The sequence below is a fragment of the Clostridium sp. chh4-2 genome (assembly GCF_002899675.1).
Classification (GTDB): Bacteria; Bacillota; Clostridia; order Lachnospirales; family Lachnospiraceae; genus CHH4-2.
Genome location: NZ_PKUU01000024.1, coordinates 15,964 through 41,843, shown reverse-complemented (window position 1 = coordinate 41,843; position 25,880 = coordinate 15,964). Strand labels below are relative to the sequence as shown.

Below are 25,880 nucleotides of genomic sequence, written 5' to 3'. Positions count from 1 at the left end.
CAATCTGCCGTGTAAATGGCATTTGAATCCGTATATACCGTTCTATTTTTCGTGATCAATACGGGCAATCATATTGCCGTATTCGTATTTCACATCATACAAGCTTCCGTCCTCCAGCATGTAGCGGACGATCTCACTGGCCCTGGGGCCGTCCGTCTCGTCATCTGCCTGCACATACAGATAATCGGTCTTGGCATAGCGGAGAAATTCTTTAAAATAATCCAGTTTTTTCACCAGATAAACATTTCCCCCGCTGCCCGTAACGTCATAATAGCTCTGCACATTGCATGGAAATGTCACCACTTCTAAATGTTCTCCCATGGCGATCACCCGATTTCTGGGATCGGATGCGAGAAGATTCCAGATGGCCTCATTTCCCTTTTCCGCCATTCGGTTCCGATTCTCTTCCAGATGATTATAATATCCGTGATGCCGGACGCTGACAGGCGTTAATCCCAGAGTCCCCGACCAGTTGGTAATGGAGGTCACCAGCACGGCTGCCAAAAGTGCCGGGGCAAATATCCGGGACGCCGCCCGTTTCGCCTGATCCGAACTGCCAAAAACAGCCGATACCGCCAGAATAACCGTCAGGCTGTAAAACAGCATAAAATAGTTTCCATCCACCTGCCACAACATCTGAACGCTGATTAATGAGATAAATGCCAACGGCAGATATAAAATCATCAGATACTGATATCCGTCCCTCAGTTTTTTCCTGAACAAAATCAACGCGGCTAAAAGCACCGGAATCACCGGGCCTCCCCATGCGATCACCACATGGGCCATGTCTTCTCCCACAGGAGCGGCCATCATCTTCCACAGACGGTCCCATAAGTGCATGGCATTTTCAGCCAGAGTGAGTTCTCCTCCGGCGTCCGGAATCCCCTGAAAGGAAAAGGGGTATTTGATCCGAAATCCCAGCGCGTCCCATACGGATGTAAATACGGAAGTCACCGGATATCCGGTAAGCAGAAAGGTTCTGGCCCAAATTCCAATCCAGGCCGCGATACAGACTGCGGCGCACAGCCAGATCCTGTGCTTTACCGTAACATGGAACCGCCTGCCAAACAGCAGATACAGAAGGGTCATTCCATAGATAGCAGTCGTAAAAACAAGGGAGGTTGGCTTCATCAGATAGCTCATCAGACAGGCGCAGCTTCCCGCCACAAAATATCTGGTCTTATCCGTTCCCTCTTTCCTGTAGTCAAGCATCAGGCAGATAAACATCAGCTGGAAAAACAAGGTAATGCTGTCCGTCTTAGCGGTAATTCCCATATTCATAATCCCGGGAATGCAGGATACTGCCGCAGTTGCGGCCAGCGCCCCTTTTTTCGAGGTGCAGGCTCCGGCAATCCGGCGGACTAAAATCAGTATTCCTGCGCTCACCCACAGGTTAAAGGACAGGACATAGCCATAAGTAGCGGTTCCGGCCAAAGGCAGAACCAAAACTTCCAATCCCTTGGAATACGTATATACCAGATTGATATTGCCCAGATTTTCATAAATACCTTTTCCGTTGTCCAGAATATAAGGCGAGCGGAGCCCATAATGGATGGAATCGTAATCCACGGCGATGTTCATCCGGCCCGCCTGCAGCAGCGCCATAGCCAGGATGAGAGCCAGGGCCGCAGCCGTAAACCAATCATTTGAAACAGTAAGGTCAGGCTTTTTTTTCCGCCTTATAAACCGGATTCCCTCATACAGATACAATGGAGCCGCAGTAACCGCCGCAAGCCCTCTCCAGAGAGGAATTCCGCCATGCCCTGTCGCCGAGATCAGGCATACGGCCAGAATCCAGGCACCGCTTCCCCATAAAAAGCACTCGAACCACTGAGCCGGTTCTTTCCCTTTTCCCAAGAGAATCCGTGAAACCAGACTGCCGAGAAGCACCAGATAACCGGCGTACAGACCCGAAACAACCAGTGGAAGAAAGATTCTGTGGCACCAGGTAAAGATGCAGATTCCGGCGGCTGTCATGACCGTGTTCAGAACGCCATTTTTCCCTCTCTTTATCCAGAACAGGTTCCATAAAAAGACGGCCAGAATCTCTCCCATCAGATACAAGGTCTCTTTTTCCATCAGCCGCTGTCCCATGCCGCCTTTTAAAAACATATAATAAACGCCTGTGGCCAGGGTGACGGCGGTGACTGCCGCCATCCCTGATGCCGCGGCCTTTTCTCTCTTTTCCATAAAATATTCCTTATATTAATCGTTAATCATAGGCTTGGTAAGCCCGTCTGTAAAAATGGGCGATTACCTTTACCACCCAGGAAGGCCAGAACTTAGCGAACATCTCCACCTCTTCCCTGGATCTTCTGTTATCCAATATGCACGCCTTCGTCGTGGCGCCTTCATGAATCCGATAAAACATCAGCGGCTTTTCTATTAAAAGAAACCGGCCGGGCCGTTCGGCCAGCTTTAACGTGGTATCCCAGTCCAGCGCGAATTTATAAGGAGAATCGAAAAGCGGCTCTCCAATCAGTTCTTTGTTGTACGTACAGGACGGACAGATGATCGGGTTGCCGAATATCAATGCGCTTTTTTTCACCCATGACAGGTGATTGAGGGCCGGAATCCTGAGTGGCATGCGGAGAAGCTTTTTCACAAGAGCCACTCCGTCCGGCTTTTGTAGCACGTCATTTTTTATGATGGCGCAGTCCGTGGTAAACATGGTGCAGTCTTTATATTTTTCCATAGTATTTATAGCTGTCAGTGCATAATCTTTCCGGTACATATCGTCCTGATGGGCTATGGTCACATATTTGGTGTCCGCCATCTGATAAGCATAATTCCAGTCTGTCTGAATATCGCTGTCCCCGTCTCTTACATACAGCGGAATCTGATACTTTTCCGCCAGCTTTTCGATAAAGCTGCAGGGCGTGGAAGTGCATAATAGGATACTGCTTCCCACGGTCTGCGATTTCAGGGAACGGATACAGGCTTCCAGATATGGTGACTCCTTATAGGCACAAATTGCAAATGTATGTTGTTTCATTTAACCGCCTCATTCATTCGTGATTTGAAACAGGCTCGCCGTCCGTTTCTTTTCAAACATATTGTTATACTGCAGCATTTCAAATTCATGGAATAACTGATATTCCTTTTTCTCATGCCAGTTTGTCCAGCTCTCCCACTGCATATCCCGGTTATAATATCCCAGCATATGAACCACCGGGGCGGCTTTCTGCATGGCGTTGATAAAATACAGATAATCCGTCATCTCCAGATTCGCCCTCTGAAGCACCACATTGGACAGGTACTGGGCGCTCATCTTCTCTGACATCATACTGTCTGTAGGATAATTTGTCCATACCAAAAATGGGGTGATATACCGTCTCAGATAATCTTCCGGCTTTAAAGTGTCTATGCTGCATCCATACAATGCATCATAAAACTCCGGCTCTATACTGGGCTGATGATCCCCAAACAGCACGATCATCGTAGGTTCTTCAATCCGGCTGTAGTAATCCAGAAGATAGCGGAGGGCATCATCCGATTCCTTCATTAAGGACAAATACTGCTCTGTCATGGGCATATCCTCATATTCGGTCAAATGGACGACAGACTCATATTCTTCCACATAACCTCCGTGATTCTGCATGGTCACATTGAATAGAAACAAAGGCTGTCCTTCTTCCTTATTCTCCGTCACCTCTATGATCTTATCATAATCCCCTTTATCGCTGACATAATTGCGTATACGGGGAGAATCTTCATAATAGTCTTCTGCCAAAAATTCATCAAATCCCATCCTTTTATAAGCTTCCGTCCTGTTCCAGTTATCCGCCGGATAAGGATGCATAGCCACTGTCCGGTATCCCTGTTCTTTCAAAATAAGCGGAAGGGAATAAGTCGGTTCTCTCATATAGATCTGGTAAGGAACAGACCCGGAAGGTGCAAATGCCATAGAATTTCCGGTCAGAAATTCATACTCGGAATTGCTGGTCATGGACCCGAACACCGGCATATAGAGTTCTCCTTTGATGCAGTTCTCCCGGATGGAATTGTAAAAGGACAGATAGGGAATATCTGTTTCAAATGGAGCAATCACATTTAATTCCGAAAAGCTTTCATTCATAATGCAGATAATATTCGTAGGAACCGTATCCGTACTGCTTTTCCACGGCAGCTCCTGATCCTTTGCCGCTTCTATCTCTTCCCCGATTTTAGAAACTTCCGCCAGGGAATAGCCCTGGGGAGGCTTATTATCCAGATACCCGAACATCCGCATGGTGCAGAGCATAGTACCGTAACTTTCATAAGATTCTTCCGGATTCCACATGCTCACATCCAGGCTGAAGGTGTCCACAAACACCCGGAAAAACAGAGTGAAAAATGCCGCGCAGCACAGACAGGAAACTCCTGCCGCCGCCGCGTGAAGCTTTCTCGTTTTCAACCGGAAGGGGAATTTAAAAATCAGCACATCCAGCACAATTACAAACAACACGGCAGCCACAATACGCGGAGTGATCTCATAGGTGTAATTGCCGGATACCGTGGCCGCCGTTTTCACCGCCAGAACATCCCAAAGCATGATGGGCCTTGCGCGAAACTGCACAACATAGTACTCCGCCAGACCCCATATGGTAAAAAAAGTGTTGAGCACAAGGTAAGAGACCCTCGTGGTGCCAACGAGAGCAAATACCGTCAGATAAATCAGGTAGTAAAAACACAGATTCAAAAGCAGATAAACTCCCCGGATCTGTGTCAGACTTCCTGTTATAAATTCAAATACAAAATACATTAACGCCGGGGCAGCCAGTAAAAGAGCTGCCCTCAGATATGGGTAACCGTTCTTTTTTTCTTTAATTTCCATTCACTAAGCTGTCCTTATCTAAAAAAGTGTTCTTCCAGCATCAGGCACAGCGTATGGTAAACCGGCAAATGCAGTTCCTGTATTTTATAAGTTTCCTGTTCCGGCACAATGATGGCCGCATCCGCTGACTTTCCAAGCTTTCCACCGTCTTTTCCCGTCAGGCCGATCACTTTCATGCCGATGGCTTTTGCCGTAATCACGGCGTAATCCACATTTTTTGAATTTCCGGACGTAGATATCCCCAAAAGCACGTCTTCCGGCCTGCCATATCCATAGGTCTGCTGTGCATAAATCAAATCTCCGTCCACATCATTTAAATATGCGGTGGATAATCCGGGATGGCCCGACAATGCGATGGCTGGAAGTCCGCCCTGGAGTTTCTCTGCCAGTTCTTTTCCCTTTTCCTGATCAACCTGTTCAAGAGCGGATTCAAAGCTTTCCGAAACCCGTCTTTTTTTAACAAATCCCTTCATCAGCTCGCCCACGATATGTTCGGAATCCGCGGCGCTTCCGCCGTTTCCTGCCACCAGAAGCTTTCCGCCCTGTTCATAGCAGGTTTCCAGGATTTTGTACGCTTCTAATATATTTGCTTTGACCGCATCTAAACATGGATACCGTTCGGTCAGTTCATCCAGATATTTCATCTCATTCATAGCTGTCTCCATTCTGCCCATGGCATTTTCTTCATCCGGTTTGTTACTTTTCTTTGAGGATATACCGGGCTGCGCCCATAAGATCTTCCGAGTAAAAATCATAAGGTTTTTCCTCCCCGTCCGCCCTTTTGCCTTTATTCAGTTCTTCGTAAATCTGCGCCCCGTATCCGGTTCCCACCAGGATTCCCTTAACGCCGTAATTATGGCCTGCCTCCACGTCGATCAGCTTGTCCCCGATCATATAGGAGTTTTCCTTGTCCACCGGAAAGAATTCCTCGGTTCGTTCAAACAATCCGGTTGCCGGCTTCCGGCACCGGCATACTTTTTTATATTGGCCGATTCCATGTTCCGGGTGGTGGGGGCAGTAAAAGAAATGGTCGATATGGGCGCCATATGATTCTAACCGCCCATTCAGATACCGGTGCAGGTTTTCCACATCCTCTTCCGTATAATATCCCCGGGCCACTCCGGCCTGGTTCGTCACCACCACCACCTGATATCCATGCTCATTAAACAGGCGGATGGCCTCCGGCACCCCGGGCAGAATCCGCAGATCCTCCGGCCGGTATAGGTAATTCACTTCTTCATTAATGGTTCCGTCACGGTCTAAAAAGATTACGGGCTTCATTTCCTTATTCTCCTTCAGAGTTTTGATGTTACGCTTCACAGTCCCGGTGGTCCCTGCCATCCGTGCCGGTTTTGGCAGTATGCAGGAACTTTCCAGTTCCGGTTTCGGTCATAAGCACTTCTAAACGTGCAGGATTTTTCTAAAAACCAAGGGAAATGTCCAAACTCGCTTACGCTCAAACAGGTGGACATTTCCCTTGAACGAAAAATTCTGCGCGTTAAGAATTGCTAATGCCCTGCAAAGTCACAGGAAAGTTCCTGCATACTGCCAAAACCGGCACGGACGGCAGGGACCACCGGGACTGTGAAGCGTAACTTTTGATATCGCATTTTGGTTTAAAATTTAAAGTTATACTCCTTATTCGGCATATGGACGCACACATTGTCATAATTCCATCTGTTTTCATTCGCGATCCAGGCCTGGGCCCCCCGCAGTTCAAAATTCCAGTCTGCCAGCTGTCCGCCTACTTCTTCCATGCGGGCCGCCACTTTATGTTTCACATTATAAGGGCAGTACATCAGCAAATAGCCGCCGCCGCCCGCTCCCAAAAGCTTTCCGCCGAGAGCGCCTGCTTTTAATGCTTCCTCATAAAGCTCATCGATCTGGGGATTGGTGATCTTGCTGCTCATCCGCTTCTTGCTCTGCCATCCGTAATCCAGAAGTTTGCCGAAGCTGTGGAGATTACCCTTTAACAGCTCATCCTTCATGGCATAAGCCAGAGCCTTTACCTCGCACATGGCCTCGAATGCGTCTTTTTTCTCGTAGTTGCTCACCTGGTCTTTAATGATATTGGCGGAAACGTGAATGTTGCCGGTGTAGCAAAGAAGCAGGTTGTATTGAAGTTCATGGATAATATCCTTTTTAATTCTTAGAGGATTGACCACCACATTATTTCTTCCATGAAATTCAATGAAATTAAATCCGCCGAATGTGGCCGCATACTGGTCCTGGTATCCGCCGTCAATCTTTAAATCTTCCCTTTCCACTTTATAGGCCAGGTCGGCTAACGCGTAAGCGTCCAGCTCCACGCCCTTCCATTTGGCCATGGCGATTAAAAGAGAAACCATAACCGTGGATGAGGTTCCAAGGCCGGAGCCGGGAGGTGCGTCGCACTGTAGATAAACTTCGCAGCCTTCTTTGATTTCCATGGCGTTTAAAGCGGCCGTAACCAGATCCAGCTTGCCGTCATAAACATAGTTTTCCCTGGTGTTGTATTTTACCGTCATATCAAAATCCAGAGAGTGTACGATGATCTGGTCGTCCTCTCTTGGAATGATGGAACAATAGGCGTATTTGTTGATGGTGCTGCCGATGATCGCCCCTCCCTGTTCCACGCAAAATGGTGCCACATCCGTACCGCCGCCGCCGAAGCTTACGCGCAGCGGAGCTCTTCCCCTGATTACCATGCCACGACTCCTTCCTTCACATCCTGTATAAATTTAAAATAGTCCTCCGGAACGCCGATGTCAATAAAATAACCGTCATTAACAATTCCGCCCAGACATTTTTTTTCTTTCAGCCACTTGGGAATCATATCATTTTCCAAAGATACCTTGCCTTCCGGGATATCGTCTAACAGCTCCCGCTTCATCAGATAGATCCCCCCGTTTATGGTGCCGGGGCGGGAATCCGTGGTTTTTTCATTAAATGCGGTCAGCATGTGATTCTCCAGTACCGCCTCTCCATATCTGGACACATCAGGCACCTTCCTTAAAACAAGAGCCATATCCAGATCCTTCTCCTCATGCAGCTTCATGATGCGGCTGTAATCGATCTGGTAGAATGTATCGGCGTTTAATACGAAAAACCGGTCTTCCGCTGCCAGCTTTCCCGCATTTTTAATTGCGCCTGCGGTGCCTAAAAGTTCCTCTTCATAGGCATAGGATACGTTTATGTTAAAATCAGAACCGTCTTTAAAGTATTCTTCCACCATGGAGCCTTTGTAGCCGACTGCAAAGATGATATCCGTGATTCCGTGTTTTCCTAATTCGTGGATTACGTATTCCATGAACGGTTTTTCCTGTATGAGGGCCATGGGCTTGGGACGGTCATTTACTACGCTCTGTAAACGGGTGCCTAAGCCTCCGGCCAGTAAAATTGCCTGCATTATCGCTATCCTCCTGTTTTTACATCAAGGGTGAGGTGATTCGCACAAAAGGGTGAAGGCTTTTTTGAAAAAGCCTTCACCCTTGATGTAAAAAATCACTTCACCGCAAAGTCTTCTTCAATCCGGCTCCATACCGCATCCATACTGAAATATTTCCTGATATAAGTCTGCGTCTTCTCACAAAGTTCAAGGCATCCCGCATCATCCTGATAAAGTTCCGTCACCGCATCCGCAAAGCTCTCCGGTTCATCTTTCACCACCAGCACATCCTCCACATCCGGAATTCCTTCCGCTCCTATGGAAGTTGTAACAATGGGCGCTCCGTTATAAATGGCTTCCACCACTTTTCCCTTCACGCCTGCGCCGTATCTGAGAGGCACCACCACCAGCTTGCAGGCGGCGTATAACCGATCCAGTTCTTCTTCACTCACAAAACCTTTAATCACAATTCCATTGCCCGGCTCTTCTAAAGCCTTTATCTCATCTGTAACTTTTGATCCCACCACATACCAGTTCACCGGTATCTTAGCGCGGATCAGCGGGAACACCTCTTTTGCGAACCAAAGAACCGCGTCTGCATTCGGCGGATGAGCAAAACCGCCCACAAACAAAATGCCCTCCCGTTTCGTGAAGTCCTTTTCCAGATGTTCCTTAAATTCTTCATACACATATGCCGTAATATCCTTCACATTGATCTCCGGATTGACAGCCTTAATCGCATCCCGTTCAATATAAGAAGGATAATAGGAAACCGCCGCCTTCTGCATCAGCGAAAATTCCACTGATTTCCAGTAATCCGACGCCTTTTTCTTTTCCAGATCCCCGGTCAGCTCATATTCCCTGCCTTCCCGCAGAAAATGAAGGTCATGACCATAATAGATCACTTTCATGCTGGTATTGTCTAAAATATAATCCACATATTTGGACGCAATATGGGGCCGGTTTAAATAGGCCACCGCTATATCGTCCCCATGATCCTTCAGCCAGTCCCAAATCTTAACCTGATATTCCGCGCCGTATAAGATCTCAATTCCCATCTGGGTAAGGGCGGTGGAATAAGGCTCCTCATGAAGGAAATTATCGCCCAGGAATTTCACCACATACCCCTTTTTCAGGAACATTTTTAAATACTGGTACGTGGTTTTCGATCCTGCATCCCTGTCAAATGTGGGCACATAGTGATCCACAACCAAAACGATCGGCTTGCCCATGCTGCGCTCCCTGGCCCGGAACGGGTCGGGATTTCCGTTGTTCACGCACTGTTTTGCGAATTCATCCGCCCATTTTTCCTTCAGCTTTTCGCTGTTGGCAATCTGATACCGCTTCAATCCGCTGCCCTGGGTGTCCGTACCGTTGGAAATGCCTTCGAAATGGATTACTTTGGAAAGCGGCTGGTAAACCACACGGTAACCCGCCTTTCTCACTTCAAACGCCAGATCCGAATCCTCGCAATAAGCGGGCGCAAATCTGGTATCAAATCCGCCGATCTGCTTCCATAAATCATTGGAAAGCAGAATAGCAGCTCCTGAGATGTAATCCACATCTTTTACATAATTGTATTCCGGCTTGTCCGGATCGTCCAGACGTCCGTAATTCCATCCGCTTCCGTCACTCCAGATAATGCCTCCGGCCTCCTGAAGCCGTCCGTCCGGATACACCAGCTTTGAGCCCACCATTCCGATGGTGGAATCCGACTCGATCAGGTGAACCAGAGAGCTGAGCCAGCCTTCCGTCACCTGAGTGTCATTGTTCAGGAACATAATGTATTTGCCTTTTGCATAACGGGCCGCATTGTTGCAGTTGCGCAGAAAGCCCTGATTCATGCTGTTGCGGCAGATTCTGAGCCCTTCCGTAAAACGGTCCAGCTGAGCCGTGGCGTCTGTGGACACGTCATCCGCAATGAGCACCTCATAGGTCACATCCTGGGTGTGTTCCAGAATGGAAACCAGACAAGCATAGGTGTAATGGATCTGATTATATACGGGGATAATGATGGAAACCATAGGCTTTTCCACAGCCGGAAATTTAAGTTTCCCATGTTCCCGGTAAATGTCCCCGATCCTGAAATCGCCTTCCCTCAGATTCTTTCCCTCCTCCGAGGAGTAGAATTTAAAGGAACGGACAGGGTGCATCGCATATTGCTTTTTGTACGCCAGCTTCTTGCGTTCCAAAGACCCTTTGGGGTATTTTTCGTTGAATTTGGCTCCTAACTTTCTTCGGAATTTGAAAAGCAGGGCTTCATGGCCATTGAGATAAGTGAGCGTCTTTCCAAGTTCATTGATCTCATGGCTCTGGTTTTTAATGGTGATCTCCAAATTGGTCACATGATTATTGGTAAGGCGCTGAATTTCCTGAATCTTGCGGATCATCAGGTTCTTGTCGGCCACCTCTGTTTTTAACTGTTCGATCCTTTCCCTGGCGTGGTTCAGTTCCTGATCCGTCCGCCCGAAATCGGAGATATTTCTAGTATCCACATAATAATTTTCCAGATAAATGCGCTGGTTTTCCCCGTGGACATATTCCTGAAATCCCCGCTCCATCTCATGATAAACCGCCGTCATCTCAGGAGTGATTCCAAATTCTATCAAAAAGCTTTCCGCATTTTCATATTCCATCAGCGCATGATAGCGGTCATAAAAATAAAATAAGGTGCGGTACTGCACAAAATGCACCGGTATCGGGAAGGTGAACACCCACTCGTAATCCAGGCAGTAGATTCCGTCCTCTGTGACCAGCATATTTTCAAATAAAGCGTCTATATTCGCCACCGAATAGGCCTCATCCTCCAATGGCCCGATCTCGCCGAACACTTCCGTAAATTCAGGCGTCACTTCAAACGGCTGAACGTACTCCGGCAAAATCTCATAGACCAGATCCATGGCCGCGCGGATCGCGTCTAACGGAGCTTTTCCGCCCTGAATCTCCTGGCCCAAACGCTCCGCCAAAGTATCCCCTTCCAAATAAGGAAAGCGGGCCACGCACCGGTCGTCGCTGATAAAAGGCCGAGCCACCTTTAAATTGCGGTTTTGGCTGGAAAGCTGCTCATATTTGGACGCAAATGACCAGATATGGGGAACTCCGCTGGCATAAAGCGCGGTTTTCTCCACGTATGAAACCCCATTTTCTTCCAAAATGGTGGTTTTTATCTGAAATTGTTCTTTTCTCGTTCTGTTATATTTTACAAATTTAATTTGTGCCATGGTTTCCTTTCCATACTACTAGAAATGAATTCGCATACTGTTCAAATTCTCCGTCTTCACAAACTTCATCGTATTTTTCTCCCACATCCATGCGGATGTATTTGGGATAGTCGTAAGCCGTGATCGTGTGGGTCAGATCGCCTTTTTTCGGCAGATAGGACTTGGAATAAATGGTGATGGGAATCTTATAATCCGGCATTGGGTAATACCACTTGGCCGTTTCCTCCCCGCCAATCAATGCGGCCAATTCTTTTCTGGAAACATTAACCGGCTCCCGTTCGCAGCCGGCCCAGTACTTCATTCCGAATTTATTGCACACGGCCAGTATCAGGCAGCCGTCCGGCTTAACCAAGGATTTTGCCGCTTCGATCTGTTCTTTATAAGGAGCGGCCAGGGAACCGATCATCATCACATAATCATAGCTTCCCGCCTGCTTTTTCGCATGTTCTTCCAGGCTTTCCGCTTCATAAATGATATTGTCCGCTTCCGGATACCGCATTTTCACAATCTCCGTTATCCCTGGGTCCTCTTCCAGCACGCAGACTTCCTTCACCCGCCTGCTGTAAAGCCCGGTCAAAGCCCCGTAATCCGCGCCGATCTGCAAAAGTCTGGCGTCGGGGCTGAACTCAAACCATTCCACCACATTTTCCCGCTGTTCGCTGAGGGCGTAGAGATAGTCCAGATCCACATTTTCCTCTAAAATCCGCTTGGTATCCACGCCGTAAATTCTGAATAAATTCGCTAAATCAAAACTGATATTTTTCATCTATACCTCCAATCAGCCGTTCCGGGTCAGTCCTGCGGGTTTAATTTTGCTTCCACTGTGGATTCCATATCGTAAACTCCCACCGTATTTTTATTGGAAATGACCGTGATATTGGCCACATCGTATAAACGGTGATAAACCACGTGCTCACCATTTTCAAATCCGGTGCAGCTCATGGAAAGCAGATATTCGCCTCCCTGAAGCGTCATCTTCTGGGTAAACGAAACCTCGTAGGAATCTCCCTGTCTGACCGGTTTAATGTCCGTTCCTTCAAACATGGTATTGGTGCCGCTTAAATCCGAACCCTTTTTATCCTTGATCGTGTAGGTAAATATCGGGGATTCCAATGAGGTATGGAAGCGGATCTTCTCTTTTATGGTAAACATCTCCCCTTTTAATAAAAGGTTGGTCAGATTACCTCTCTCATCAAATAATCCCAGGTCATAGATCTCCGCCCTTCCGTCTCCGTATTCGGTGCGGTTAGAATTAATGGTGATCTTCTCCTTCATCAGGCCGCCTTTTTCCCGTTTTTCCTTCCGCCCTTCCGATTGGCCGGAAAAATCGTTCATCTCCTGAAGCTCTTCTTCCAGGGAATCCATCTGGTTCGCCAGAATCTTCTTATATAAATCCACCATATGACCCGGCGCGCCTTCCGCCACGAAATCGCCTTTATTGAGCAGCACCACACGGTCACAGTATTTGATAATACTTCCCATATCATGCGTAACCATCAGGATTGTGGTTCCCTTCTGGCGGATTTCTTCCATTCGGCGGTAACATTTGGACTGAAAAAACACGTCTCCTACGGACAGCGCCTCATCCACAATCAGAATCTCCGGCTCCACATTGATGGCCAGCGCAAATGCCAGGCGGACAAACATACCGCTGGAATAGGTCTTCACCGGCTGATACACGAAATCTCCGATATCCGCAAAATCCAGAATGTCCTGAAGCTTATCCTCCATCTCTTTCCTGGAAAATCCCATCATGGTTCCATTCATATAGATATTTTCAATTCCCGTATAATCCATATTAAATCCCGCGCCCAATTCCAACAGAGCTGAAATGGTTCCTTCCACCTGCACTTCTCCGGTGGTAGGGGTGAGCACGCCTGTGATGATCTTCAATATGGTAGACTTTCCGGAACCATTAGTCCCTATAATCCCCACCGTTTCGCCTTTTTTCACTTCAAATGAAATGTTGTTCAGGGCGTAAAATTTCCTGTGGTATTCTTTATGGGTTGGATTTAAGGATTCTTTTAGACGGTCTACGGGCTTTTCGTATAATTTATATATTTTCGTTACATCTTTTACTGTAATCGCATTGTCTGCTGCTTGCTGGGACATAACATCCTCCATTATCTGTAATTGTTCAGTACCCTCACAATTATGAGCAAAAATCCATGCAAAATCGCCTGCGGCGATGGGATTTTCGCCTGCTTTCCCACGTTTTATTACGGTCAGCGCAGTAAATGCGCAGACCTACTGAACAGTTACCATCATCTTACACTTACCAATACCGGTGCATATATATCATTTGCACGGGTATAATGTCGAAAAACATTATACCATATATTTTCAACTTGTAAAAGGGAACTTATTCCTCAAAAAATCCAGGAGAACAAACTGTTGTTTAACTGAGTTGGCGAAAGGGACGTATGGAATGGGTAGGCGAAGTTCGGAGGAGCTGTCCCAGTTAAAAACAATGTTATTGAATTGGGATTTACGTAATGCCAAATTTACATAGATGATGAAGGGATTTTCAAAAACGACTTCAGGTTTTACTTTAAACGTTAAGGCATTTCGCAAAATGACCTCACCCTTTACATTAAATCCTCAAGGCTTTTCTGGAAATGCCTTCACCCTTAATGTAAAAAATCTTTTTTCCTCAGCTAGCCAAGCAACAGCCGGAAAGAAGGGGAAACCTGGGCGGGCGGTGGAACTAGAGAAAGACAGGGGATCGTGTGCAGACCCTTAGTAATACTTGGTCGGCAAGAGCGGAAAAAGGCAGACAAAGGCTGAATTCCGAATCAGTATTTGAGGCGCCCTTGAACGATGAAGTCATAAAGAGTTCATCGTGAATGGCGCCGAGCTGCCTTTTTCCGCTCTTGCCGGCCTAGTATCACTTAGGGTCGTAACCCGAATCCCCTGTCTTTCTCTAGTTCCGCCGCCCGCCCAGGTTTCCCCTTCTTTTCGGCGTTTCTTACTCAGTTAAATAAAGATTTTACCATTCATTTTCCAAGAATTCCACGATATCAATTGCCTTAGGCGGACATCCTTTCAGGCTCTTTGCAAAACCACAGGTGCACTGGCCCACGCCAATCTCACCGCTTTTTCCTTTGTATCCCTGCCCGATGCAGATTTGAGGAAGTCCTTTATGCAAAAAGCCGGCATCATTTAAGCGGTCCAAAGCAAAAATTAATGAACCATAGCAGGCGCTGCAGGCGTCTTTTGCATCCGTATATCCGGCCAATTTCTGAACTCGGTGTGTCATGCGGAAACGGCCTCCTGAAACATCCTCATTTATCATGATCACATTGGCGTTTTCAATGTCCGCGCTTCCTACTCCTAACTTCTCCGCCAGGCGGATATAAGGAATGTCGTCCACATCGTATCCCATACAGTCGCAAACAAACGCGTCACACAACACCGGATCTTTAAATCCCAGCACCCGGTTCATCGTTACCGGATTGCCGCCTTCTTCAAAATCCAGGTCTCCACAGATATTGTCTACCAGAATGAAATCATTGCGGGCAATGGTATTTAAATGGGCGATTGGCTTATGTAAACCTAAGGTATGAAAACGTCTTTTCTCAGTATTTGGAATAACGCCCTTGTTATTCTTCAGCGCACAGGTCACCGTGGTCTGGCAGTGGCCTTTTAGTACGGGCATGTTGATCATATAATCCACCGCGGCCGCCTTATCGCACAAACGGATCTTCATTCCCTTGGCATCGTATTCCTGATATGTATCCTTCTGAAGATCCACTAACGGAACATTATACTTTTTAGAAACCTCTCTGTATCCGGCCGCTGAAAATGCAGACTGGGTATTATCTCCCACCCAGGAACCCTCCATGATGGAAATGTTGGTAAAATGATGATCCTGCAGGTATTCAATCACTCCGGCCAACAACTCCGCATGGGTGGTGGCTCCGCTGGACGGATCTTTTGCCACGACTAAATTGGGCTTTAATGCAATCTTCTTAGATGTATCGCCGATATCCGATGCCACATCCGCCTCTTCAAGTACTCTTATCGCCATATTTTTATAGTCGGTTCCATGAATCATGATTATGTCATTTTTTTTCATCTCAATATGCCTCCGGTCTTTACTGTTCTTTTTTATCATTCTATCATGGCAATTTCTTATTTTCAATCAATACTGTTGCTGGACAGTTGCGAGGAATCAATATTATTTATTCCTCAGACCATGCCACATCCTTATTTATGATGACAGATGGTAAGCATTCAGATCATATACCGGTTCTGCTGTAGTTGATAATGCTTTACCGTTGTACACATAAATATCAATCTCCCTTTATATAATGCTGAATTAAAAAGAGTGTAAAGCATTAATAACATAATAGACTTTACACTCAGGTATGAAATATTTAATTGTTATGCTGTATGTTTATTAGTGTCGTGTATATGTTCATCCAAGATCATATGGACACGTTCCACCTCGTCGAGTATAAGGGATTCTGATTTGCGAATTTCGTTCTTTAACCTACGCTCGGTTGATTTAATCTGTAGCTCGACTCCGCCAAGACGTTCATTTATAGCCTGCATCTGTATATCTACTCCGCCAAGACGCTCATTCATAGCTTGCGTCTGCAAAAGCATCAAGTCAATCTTTTCTGAATCCGTCATGATATCACCTTCCCTTACTATGGTTAATGTGTTTAGATTATACCATGTTACTGGTGTAAAGTCTATTCAATTATCCATCTACCAACAGCAAACTCGTTACTATTCCCGGCACCGTGAATAGTAACGCAAACCCACGTTCTACAGCACATCTGAAAAATGCGGCCGCAGACGTTTAAATACTTTCAATCCAATTAAAAATACAACCACCGTAAACACCCAAAAATAAACCGTCAGCGTAGGCCGTTCCCAGAAATAATTTCCGGTCAGCATGCTGTCCCTGTATCCTGCCACAATATAGTAGAATGGATTCAGTTTCAGAACAGGCACCACCCACGGCGCTTTCTGCGCGAACAGGGATTCATGGTACATGATTGGGGTCAGCCACATGCCGAACTGAAGGCAGATGCTGACGATCTGGGCCATATCCTTAAAAAACACATTGATGGCGCTGGTAAAATACCCGATACCGAGGGCCAGCATGGAAGCCGCAAACGTATAATACAGAATCTGCAGCCAGGTCACCAGCGGGAATCTGCCGTAGCAGAGGAACATGATCAGCATGATGATAATAAAAAAGGCGTGAACCATCAGACAGGATACCAGTTTGATGATCGGTAGTATTTCCACCTGAAACACTACTTTTTTAACAAGATAGCTGTATTCCTGAAGGCAGTTCGTTATACAGTTCAATGTCTCGCTGTAGAAAAACCACGGTACAATACCGGGCACGAGCCAGACCACATAAGGCACGTCCGGCACAGGCGGAACGCTTTTAAATCCCACCTGGAAGATAAAGAAATAGATCAGCACAGTCACAAGCGGCTGAACGAACATCCACACGATTCCAAAATAGGAACCCACGAACCGTTTCTTAAAGTCTGCCTTTGACAGATCCCAGATCAGTTTTCTCTTCTTAATAATCTCCTTAAATAAGGATATCAAATAATTCATCCGGTAATCCTCTTCATTTAAAATTTGAAAGTCTCGCTAAGTCCGCTCCATTTCTGGTCTTTCTCAGAGATAATCAGTTTCATATCTTCTGTAATCGGCCAATTCACACCGATTTCAGGATCATTCCATGCCAGACCGCCTTCATCGCCCGGATGATAGAAGTCCGTACATTTATAAGCGAATTCCGCTTCATCGCTCAGAACTAAAAAGCCATGCGCAAAACCTTCCGGAATGTAGAACTGTTTTTTGTTTTCGGCGGATAATTCCACGCCGAACCATTTTCCGTAGGTTTTGGAATTGGAGCGGAGGTCTACGGCCACATCGAATACGGTTCCGCGGATGGCACGGACCAGTTTTCCCTGTGGGAACTGTTTCTGGAAGTGAAGGCCTCTCAATACGCCTTTCACCGACATGGACTGGTTGTCCTGGACGAATACCATGTTTAATCCGGCTTCCTTAAAGTCATTCTGGTTATAGGTTTCCACAAAATAACCTCTTTCATCCTTGAATACGGTTGGTTCGATTACATATAAGCCTTCTATGTCACAAGCTGTAACTTTGATTTTACCCATTGTTTTTCTCCTTTTACTCTGTTTTTTTACATTAAGGGTGAAGGCATTTTTCAAAATGCCTTCACCCTTTAACATCAAGCCTCAAGGCATTTTCGAAAATGCCTTCACCCTTAATGTAAAATCTCAACGTTAATAATATACCACTACAACCGAATGCTGACAATACTAAACAATCGAAGCAGCACATAACCATTCACCCAACACATAAGATAAAGTATCATCCTGTCCCCACTCTTCGACACCACCACCCAGTCATTTTTCACCGTCAGCAGCAATACCGGCAAAAGCGGCAGAAAATATCTCCCCTGCACGCCCGCAATCACCGCAGAGCTCATAGGCGTCCATGCGATCAGCATGGACAGGCACACCGCCGCCCCACATCCCAGGCACAGCACCCAGATCCACACTCTAGCCCCCATCCGAAACGGCAGGTTTTCCCCAGGTTTTCTCAGAGAAAGCCCGATCAGACACATGGTGAGCAGCGCCACCGCCAGATACGGTACATTCAAAATCTCATCGATATTCCCAAGATAAGCCCCTATCATGGTCATATGATAATGCTCCGCTTGGAATAACGCCGTATTATAAAAGATCTTAACCAGCTTCACCGGATTATGAATCAGATAAGTCAGGCTGTACCCCGCTTCCTCAGCCCAGGGCACATAGCTCTCCGTCTGCGTGGCATAAACCGCTATCGTCCGGCTGTTGACTACCAGCATGGACAATGCAAATGCTCCGGCCACCAACGCGGCCGCCAAAAACCATTTGCCCCATCCGCCGAATTTCCGCACCGGGATCAGAAGGCACAGGCCCATTAAAACCGCATAGACCATTTTACACGGCCCCAATACTGCCATTATGACAGCCATCACCAACACATCCACGGCTCTGACCCGGTCTTTGGCATAAGCCAAGTCCAAACAGCAGGCGGTAAAATAAAATGACAGAGCCAGTATCATCACATCATAGGACATGGACCCGGTCAGATGAAGGGTCATCGGCAACATAGCCGTGCCGAACATCACTTCCTTGCCAAACGGCATCCGCTTCATCGCCAGCCAGACGACAAGCACATAAAAAAACAGATTAAAAAGCCTTCCCATAAACATAAGGCCAATCCCGCTCATAGAGAGGAGACGTCCAAACGTGATGCCAAGCGCCTGGGGCACATAGGCAAGAGGCGTAGTGTTCACCGGAATCAGATTGGAAAGCGCCGCGCTTTCCCCGTTCCATCCTTTTCCGCCTTCCACAGGCTGTCCGTCATAGTCCAAAGCGCCCTCTTTGTCCGCACCGCCAAATAAACCGTTTTCATGGATGATCCGGTATGTGGATTCATCCAGCAGATGACCCAGAATCACCGGTTCCACCTTTTGTCCCGTCTTATACTGATCGTCCACGCCCATCAGATCTTCCAGAAAAAGGTCACGGGAGCGGATCAGCACATGGCCGTCCTCATGGGTTGGATTCTTTCCCATCATCTGATTGGAAAGCTTATAAGCGCTGATATAGTGGCTGCTTTCATCCGGCGCGCACAGAGGCGGCAGAACGCTCAGATACAAAATCCCGAAGGACAGGCTAAAAAACAGAAATACCTGTTCCAGCTTCCATTGCCTTTTTACCAGCAAAAGATATCCTCCTGATGCCACCACTGCAAACACGCAGACCGCCAAAACAAGATAATTTCTCAAAAGCCAGGAATCCCCTGTCTCAAACACCCCGTCCTTCACATCCAGCAGATGCCATCCGAAGAATAAAAGAAGAATAAACATGCTGACCGGGTAAAAAATCCCTAATTTTAGTTTTTTCCCATTTTTCATACGTCCTGTTCCATCCTGCCTTCCCGGCTGTTTTTACTAGATGACTCCTCTTCCGGCTCCATTATTCCGCCGGCATCTTCCCTCATCTTTTCATCCAGCGCCATCCTCTGAACCAGATCCTTCAGCTTTGTCTCCAGCTGTGAGATATGGATGGTCATGTAAAACACCTTGAGAATCAAAAGAAAAATAACAAACAGGAACAGGAAATTCGCCGTTGAATACACTCCCGCCAGATGTGCCAGAAAATCCGCCGATTTCGGAAAAATGCTGAACACCACCAGCATCAGAGCCACGATCACCCAGTAAATCGATGCTTCAATCTGTACCTTCGCCTGCCTGATCTTGCGCATCATGAGGAACAGAGTCCCAAATGACACCAGAATCAGCATAACCCGCAACATGGGCGTCATCATAATCAATCACCTGCTTTCGTCCAGTAACTTCCGTTCATGGTGCATCTGCGCACCACCCATCCAGGAAGCTTTTTATATCGTTTTCCCATCCGGTAACCCAGATATTTGCATCCGCTCTGCCAGATTAAAAGAGGAATGAAACGCCCGTTTCCCGACTTTTTAAGATAGGATGCCGTATTTTTTACCAGCCGCATCCCTTCGCTCTCCGACTTGATGCCTTCAAAGATTTCAGGGTGGTCGGCCTGTGACACCGCCAGGTCGAAATTCCGCTTGAACTGTTCCCGGCCGCTTAAATTGTGGGAATGCACCACCCGGGCCCCCGCCGCATAAACAACGGCATATCCCGCCTGAATGGCCCCCGCCGCGAAGATCATATCCTCGTTAAATATGGTTTTCGTGATAAAGCCGCCTAATTTCTTATAAATCTTCCGGTCATACGCACAACACACATTAGATGCAAAATAAGTTTTAATACCCAGCCTGTCCAGGTCTTTTAAGGTCTTCACCTGATTTTCATCCGGATAGTTAAAGGATCTGGTGTACCGTTCGATCACCCGGCAGTCCTCTGTGGGAAGCTGTCTTGCGTATACCTCAGCCACATTGTCCGCCAGTTCAAATCCTGCTGCCAGCTGTTCAATCAGCCGCTCATCCTCCGGCACCGAATCATCCGTCATGAATACGATAATATCCGCCTCCGAATAATCCACAGCCTGTCCCCGCGTCCACCCATGATCGAATTCCGCCTTTGTCAGATGATGGACTTCCAGACGCTCATCCTCTTCATATTCCTTTTTCCAATATTCCTGTTCCGTATTCATTATGATGATTTTATGGACCGGATAAGTCTGCCGCCTCAGCATTGCCAGCAGCCGTTCAAACTTACCGTCCGGTTTGTAGGTCGGGATGATCACATCCACCAGTTTCCTGTCCTTCATAATCTCCTTCATTCCTCCGCACAAGGCGGCCCTGTATTCTGCAAAAAGTTCATCGTCCTTTTGCGTCAGGCCCCATCGTGTTTTCCTTTTTCATACGAAATATAAGTAAAAAATGCAAATCCCACAGCCATCAGCACCATCAAAAGCAGATAGATACATGCCGCGCCCATCATCCCGTACCTTATCACAAACACAGGCGCCAGGAACACGGCGGCCGCCGTGGCCGCAAGGTAAATGCTGAATATGAACTTCTGTTTTCTCATAATCACTAACGCATAGTATAAAAGGTTTGAAAACGCATAAAATGCTCCGCCCAGCACGATTACCGTAAATTCCTTATGAAGCAGCACCAGTTTGCCTTTATAGGCTTCCCCTAAAACAATCTCTAAAATCCCCAGCACAGGACGGCCGATCAGCCAGGTTGCTCCCACCGCCAGAACGCTGAGCCCTAAAATCACCAGCCCGATCTTACCTGTCATGTTCCTGAAATCGCGGAAACGCTTCCTGTTCCAATATTCCGTAAGAGGAGTAAGAAACGGGCGGATCACAAACCCGGCCACCAGATTAATTACAGATGTGGGCATAAATATAATAGAAAAATACCCGGACGCCGCATCATTTAAATGGGCATCAATGGCATATCTCGCCGAAGAAAACACATAAAAATCCAAAAATGTGGAGATGAACAATAAAAAAGTGCTGCCAAACAGCGCCTTCAAACTTCCCTGATTCCTCTCCCAGCTGATCCCGGAAAGCCTGCGTATCAAAGACACGTCAATAACCAGCATTCCCAAGACCTGAGCCGCCACAGCAGCCGTGCAGGAAACCACCAGGTTTTTTGTGGCCGTCAATGTGATTAAGAATAAAGACACCGACAAAATGGTACGGAAGGTATTGGATTTTCCGGTCAGATGGAGGTTTCCGTTTCTCTGAAATTCCGATTCAAACACATCGGCAAACCCGTCGATAACCTTATAGCAGACCATCAGAAATATGACCGCCATCTTATCCGGCGCATATCCGCTGAACACCAGGTACAGTATGCCCGCACCAACAGCCGCCAGGCAGGTAACAATTCTGTGGCGTAAATAATCGCCCATCGTATATTCATTGGAACCGTCCGTAATCTGAAACGGCCTGGTTCCAAAATAAGCCACAATAAACATCTGCTGTCCGAATACGCTGAAGGCAAACGCAAAGATTCCTCCCTGTTCGTCTCCCACCACCCGCATCACAAGGAAGGAAAGAACCATGCTGGCTAACGCATAACAAAAGCTGCCGATCATATTCCAGACCATGTTCTGCCTGTCCTTGTCAGCCCCTGTTTTCATCAGTTTACGCGCTAAATATTCCATAATTTTTCCTCATTCAGTTCTATTTAATTCCGGCCCCGCCTATTTATGTCTGTCCGGCCTGAAATTCTGTATCATCAGAATCGAGATCAGAATGCGGGTCATATAGCGCACCGCCACCATCGGTTTTAAATAGCTTTCTCCGCCGATCCGTTCCTCAATGGTGACAGGCACTTCCGCGATCCTGGCGCCCTGTTTCAGCAGATAAGAGACGGTGTCCGGTTCCGGCCCGTAGTTTAAATTCAGCGCAAACTGTTTGATCATGTCCCTGTTAAACATGCGCATTCCCGATGTGGGGTCCGTAATCTTAACTCCTGTGGTCAGGCGGATGGCTATGCTTATCAGACGGCTTCCGATCATCCGCACGCTCATATCCTTGTGCTGATTGACAAAACGGGAGCCGATCACGATATCATAGCCCTCGTCCATCTTCTTCCTCATCCCGTCGATAAACTCGGGGCGGTGCTGACCGTCCCCGTCAAATTGGATGGCGTATGCGTATCCTCTCTGATAGGCGTATTTCATCCCGGCCTGAAAACAGCCGGCCAGCCCCAAATTGACCGGTAGGTCCAGCAGATTGTAGCCGTGTGCCCGGCAGATTTCGGCTGTGCGGTCCGTAGAGCCGTCATTTACCACAATATAATCAAATTCAGGATGTTTTTTCAGTTCCTCAACCACGCGTTCAATATTGGCCTCTTCATTATAAGAAGGAACTACCAAAAGTACTTTCTGCATCTGCATTTGTCTCCTATGTCATTCCTGTTCCGCCCGGTTTAAGCAGACCATTCGGATGTCCTTGTATCCTTTAATTCCCGTTTTTGCCTCCAGCAGGCTCCGGTCTGATGTCAGTCCCCGGCTCCAGTTCACAATTGCCTGGGGCAGATTGACGCCCGCCATGTGGCTGAACGGATATCCTCCGCCAAATCTGGCATTCAGCTCTAATACATAGAATTCCCCATCTTTTTCAAACAAATCCATATCCAGGTTGCCCCGATGTTTTAAAAGTCCGGAAATCATTTCTCCAATCGCCCGCAAAGCCGGGATTTCCACCGTTTCGGCGCTGTCCGTCTCCCCGGAGCGCATGGCGTCCTTCCGCTTTTGAACCGAATTCTGATAGGAACCGGACAGATCGTTGATCACGTCCATGCCGTATTCCTGGCCCATCAGGCATTCCTGGATGAGCACACAGGCTTTTGGCGCCTGAACCGCCTCATATCTTAAATAGGTCTCCCCTATATTCTTTCTGGTTTTCTCGTAAAATACTTCCAGCTCTTTTAAGTTGTCCGCCCGGTACAGAGCCAGAGAGCCCATTCCCCATCTGGGTTTTACCATGACCGGCCAGCTGATCTCTCCGGATAAAATTCCCTGTTTCGCTTCGTCTAAACCGAGATAAGTCCGGGGGGCCGAAAAACCGTTTTTTAATAAAAATTCATACGTTTTCCATTTGTCATTGCAGATTTCGATCACTTCAGGGTCCGATACCACAACCACGGTCCCGATCTCTTCAAATTCTTTCCGGTGGGCAGCCAAAACAGGAAGGTCAATGTCGAACAGGGATACTAAAACCCCGATCTCTTCCTTCCTGCACAGATCCAGTAAGAACGGAATGTATCCTTCCTCATAGATGACCGGGGATACAAATGCCTTGTCCGCAGCCGCCCATGCCTGGGACACCGCGCTGTTGGTCACCACCACGTTTCCGTCTTCTCCCACCGCTTTTTTAAAATATTCCACAAGATAACTGCGCCTGCCGACGCTTGTTAAAAGCACATTCATTTCGCATACCTCAATATCGCATCGCAGACACGATCCACGTCTTCCACGGTCAGAGAAGCATAACACGGAAGCGTCATCACCTGTTCTGCAATCCTTTTTGCCACCGGAGTATCCTCCGAAGAATACTGGTCCTTATAGCAGTCAAAATCATTAATCAGCGGATAAAAATATTTGCGCGCATAGATTTCTTCCCGGGCCAGCAGCCGGTATATCTCATCCCTGGTCTTTGGAAAACCGTCAAAAAGCACCGGAAAATAGGCGTAATTCTTCTTCACGCCAGGCTGGTCCTTTGGCATCACAAGTCCCTTTACACCGGAAAGCCGCTCTAAATAATGCTCTGTCACAATCCGCCGCTTTTCAATCTCTTCTTCCAGATGGTTTAAATTACAGATTCCCATAACGGCCTGGAATTCGTTCATCTTGGCATTGCCCCCCACCTGGATCACGGTATCCTGGTCGATAATCCCGAAGTTTTTCAGGCAGGTCAGGCGGCTTTTCAGCCCCTCCTCCTGATAGGTAACCGCTCCGCCCTCAATGGTGTGATAGACCTTGGTGGCGTGGAAGCTGAAAATGCTGGCGTCCCCGAAGTTTGCCACGCCGACACCGTTAAGCGCTTCGCCAAAGGTATGGGCCGCATCGTAAACCACCTTCAGATTATATTTTTTGGCAATTGCTGCAATTTTATCCACATCGCAGATATGCCCGTATACATGAACCGGCACGATGGCCGAGGTTTTTTCTGTAATTAAAGCTTCGATCTTGTCCGCATCTATGGTGTAATTCTCCGGATCAATGTCGCAGAACACCGGTGTCAGACCGTTTCTCACAATCGCATGGGTGGTGGAGGCAAAACTAAACGGGGTGGTGATCACCTCTCCCGTCAGTTCAAGCGCCTGCAGAACCATCTCAAGAGCCATATGGCCGTTGACAAACAGCACCAGGTTGTCCGTATCCATATACTCCTTTAATCTGGCTTCCAGGGTCTGATGAAAATCCCCCATATTGGTCAGCCAGGCGGATTCCCAGATCGGCTTTATCATCTCCGCAAATTCCTCGTAAGGAGGAAGCGAGGATCTCGTTACTAAAATTGGTTTTACTTTATCAGACATGTTATTCCTTTCTGCGGTCCCAGGACAAGCCTACCACCGCAACCTGCACACTCTCGTCAAAAACTGGATTTCGAGCATCACGATTTCCAGAAATACCTTAGCCGCCCCCATCTTCACCGGACCGGCTCCCAGATATTTTTTATAATAATATAACTTGCTCTCATGCAGGATCTTTTGTTTTGCCGCAATATTCCCCACCGTCTTATCTATGGTTACGGAATGGGCATGTATATAGCTTTGGGACGTCAGAAGCAGGGTCTTCTTTCCCTGTTTTTTTAATTTCTGCCCCAATATCTTTTCTTCATAATATAAAAACACCTCTTCATCGAATAAAGGCCCGCATTCTCTGGCCGCCGCCGCGTCAATCATAAAAAAGGAACCCGGAACGGCATCCACCTCCACATAAGGGCGTTTTAAAAAATGAGACGGTCCATAGCAGAGAAACCGTTTAAACAGCCGTCTCGTGATCAGCCCCGTATCCAAAAGGTCCAAAAACTGCGGAAGAAGCTTCCAGCAGGAGAACAGAGTTCTTCCGTCCGTCCCCTTAACCATGGCTGAAACCAGGGCGTATTCCGGCTTCGCTTCCAATGTATTCTTCATATCATACACGCATTGCCTGGAAAAAACAACATCGGGATTGGCGATAATGATGTAATCGGAATTCAGTTCTTCTAACGCATACCGGATTCCCAGATTGTTGCCGCTGCCGTAGCCTCCGTTTTTCTCTGCCAGAAGGAGATGAACCCGCCCGTCTTTCCATTTTTTTAACCGCTCTGCGGAATCGTCGGTGGAATGGTTGTCCACCAGAATTATATCATCCAGGCAGGAATAGGGCAGAATCTCTTCTAACAGCTTCTCCACCATAGGCGCATCGTTGTAATTCAGAATCACACAGCTGATTTTACTCATAGGA

22 protein-coding genes are annotated in these 25,880 nt (G+C 47.3%); all 22 read right to left on the bottom strand.

Annotated features, from left to right (window positions below; genetic code table 11):
* Positions 1–42 precede the first annotated feature (42 nt).
* Entirely contained in the window at positions 43–2,190 is a 2,148-nt protein-coding gene (locus tag C0033_RS21150) for a hypothetical protein (RefSeq protein ID WP_103229902.1), read from the bottom strand.
* Positions 2,191–2,212: 22 nt separating this feature from the next.
* Entirely contained in the window at positions 2,213–2,995 is a 783-nt protein-coding gene (locus C0033_RS21145) for a glycosyltransferase (protein WP_103229901.1), read from the bottom strand.
* A 9-nt stretch (positions 2,996–3,004) separates the two neighbouring features.
* Positions 3,005–4,816 (bottom strand): LTA synthase family protein, encoded by a 1,812-nt coding sequence (locus tag C0033_RS21140; protein WP_103229900.1) that lies wholly within the window; start codon positions 4,814–4,816, stop codon positions 3,005–3,007.
* Positions 4,817–4,830: 14 nt separating this feature from the next.
* Positions 4,831–5,469, bottom strand: a complete 639-nt coding sequence (locus C0033_RS21135) for an SIS domain-containing protein (RefSeq protein ID WP_103229962.1) — start codon at positions 5,467–5,469, stop codon at positions 4,831–4,833.
* Between the two features lie 43 nt (positions 5,470–5,512).
* A complete protein-coding gene (locus C0033_RS21130; RefSeq protein WP_103229899.1) occupies positions 5,513–6,097 on the bottom strand; it encodes an HAD family hydrolase in 585 nt (194 codons plus the stop codon).
* 335 nt (positions 6,098–6,432) lie between these two features.
* On the bottom strand, positions 6,433–7,503 hold the full coding sequence (locus tag C0033_RS21125; RefSeq protein ID WP_103229898.1) for a GHMP kinase: 1,071 nt from the start codon (positions 7,501–7,503) through the stop codon (positions 6,433–6,435).
* Complete coding sequence (locus C0033_RS21120) at positions 7,497–8,204, bottom strand: nucleotidyltransferase family protein (RefSeq protein ID WP_103229897.1); 708 nt, start codon at positions 8,202–8,204, stop codon at positions 7,497–7,499. The genes C0033_RS21125 and C0033_RS21120 overlap by 7 nt, the downstream gene beginning before the upstream one ends.
* 95 nt (positions 8,205–8,299) lie before the next feature.
* Positions 8,300–11,404 (bottom strand): glycosyltransferase, encoded by a 3,105-nt coding sequence (locus C0033_RS21115; RefSeq protein ID WP_103229896.1) that lies wholly within the window; start codon positions 11,402–11,404, stop codon positions 8,300–8,302.
* A complete protein-coding gene (locus C0033_RS21110; protein ID WP_103229895.1) occupies positions 11,391–12,170 on the bottom strand; it encodes a class I SAM-dependent methyltransferase in 780 nt (259 codons plus the stop codon). Before C0033_RS21110 ends, C0033_RS21115 begins: the two co-directional genes overlap by 14 nt.
* 26 nt (positions 12,171–12,196) lie before the next feature.
* On the bottom strand, positions 12,197–13,516 hold the full coding sequence (locus tag C0033_RS21105; RefSeq protein ID WP_103229894.1) for an ABC transporter ATP-binding protein: 1,320 nt from the start codon (positions 13,514–13,516) through the stop codon (positions 12,197–12,199).
* 877 nt (positions 13,517–14,393) lie between these two features.
* On the bottom strand, positions 14,394–15,482 hold the full coding sequence (locus C0033_RS21100) for a DUF362 domain-containing protein (RefSeq protein ID WP_103229893.1): 1,089 nt from the start codon (positions 15,480–15,482) through the stop codon (positions 14,394–14,396).
* Positions 15,483–15,790: 308 nt separating this feature from the next.
* Complete coding sequence (locus C0033_RS21095; protein ID WP_103229892.1) at positions 15,791–16,042, bottom strand: hypothetical protein; 252 nt, start codon at positions 16,040–16,042, stop codon at positions 15,791–15,793.
* Positions 16,043–16,180: 138 nt separating this feature from the next.
* Positions 16,181–16,993 carry an ABC transporter permease gene (locus C0033_RS21090; RefSeq protein WP_103229891.1) on the bottom strand — a complete coding sequence of 271 codons (813 nt, stop codon included), beginning with the start codon at positions 16,991–16,993 and terminating at the stop codon, positions 16,181–16,183.
* Positions 16,994–17,010: 17 nt separating this feature from the next.
* Positions 17,011–17,565, bottom strand: a complete 555-nt coding sequence (gene rfbC / locus C0033_RS21085) for a dTDP-4-dehydrorhamnose 3,5-epimerase (RefSeq protein WP_103229961.1) — start codon at positions 17,563–17,565, stop codon at positions 17,011–17,013.
* A 143-nt stretch (positions 17,566–17,708) separates the two neighbouring features.
* On the bottom strand, positions 17,709–19,382 hold the full coding sequence (locus tag C0033_RS21080) for a DUF2142 domain-containing protein (RefSeq protein ID WP_242984570.1): 1,674 nt from the start codon (positions 19,380–19,382) through the stop codon (positions 17,709–17,711).
* A complete protein-coding gene (locus C0033_RS21075; RefSeq protein WP_103229890.1) occupies positions 19,379–19,795 on the bottom strand; it encodes a DUF2304 domain-containing protein in 417 nt (138 codons plus the stop codon). The genes C0033_RS21080 and C0033_RS21075 overlap by 4 nt, the downstream gene beginning before the upstream one ends.
* Before the next feature lie 2 nt (positions 19,796–19,797).
* On the bottom strand, positions 19,798–20,742 hold the full coding sequence (locus C0033_RS21070) for a glycosyltransferase family 2 protein (RefSeq protein ID WP_103229889.1): 945 nt from the start codon (positions 20,740–20,742) through the stop codon (positions 19,798–19,800).
* Between the two features lie 53 nt (positions 20,743–20,795).
* Positions 20,796–22,085, bottom strand: a complete 1,290-nt coding sequence (locus tag C0033_RS21065; RefSeq protein WP_103229888.1) for a lipopolysaccharide biosynthesis protein — start codon at positions 22,083–22,085, stop codon at positions 20,796–20,798.
* 39 nt (positions 22,086–22,124) lie between these two features.
* Entirely contained in the window at positions 22,125–22,817 is a 693-nt protein-coding gene (locus tag C0033_RS21060) for a glycosyltransferase family 2 protein (RefSeq protein WP_103229887.1), read from the bottom strand.
* Between the two features lie 18 nt (positions 22,818–22,835).
* Positions 22,836–23,858 (bottom strand): ATP-grasp domain-containing protein, encoded by a 1,023-nt coding sequence (locus C0033_RS21055; protein WP_103229886.1) that lies wholly within the window; start codon positions 23,856–23,858, stop codon positions 22,836–22,838.
* Positions 23,855–24,967, bottom strand: coding sequence for a DegT/DnrJ/EryC1/StrS family aminotransferase (locus C0033_RS21050; RefSeq protein ID WP_103229885.1), 1,113 nt, complete (start codon positions 24,965–24,967; stop codon positions 23,855–23,857). Before C0033_RS21050 ends, C0033_RS21055 begins: the two co-directional genes overlap by 4 nt.
* A 30-nt stretch (positions 24,968–24,997) precedes the next feature.
* Entirely contained in the window at positions 24,998–25,876 is an 879-nt protein-coding gene (locus C0033_RS21045; protein ID WP_103229884.1) for a glycosyltransferase family 2 protein, read from the bottom strand.
* Between the last annotated feature and the right edge of the window lie 4 nt (positions 25,877–25,880).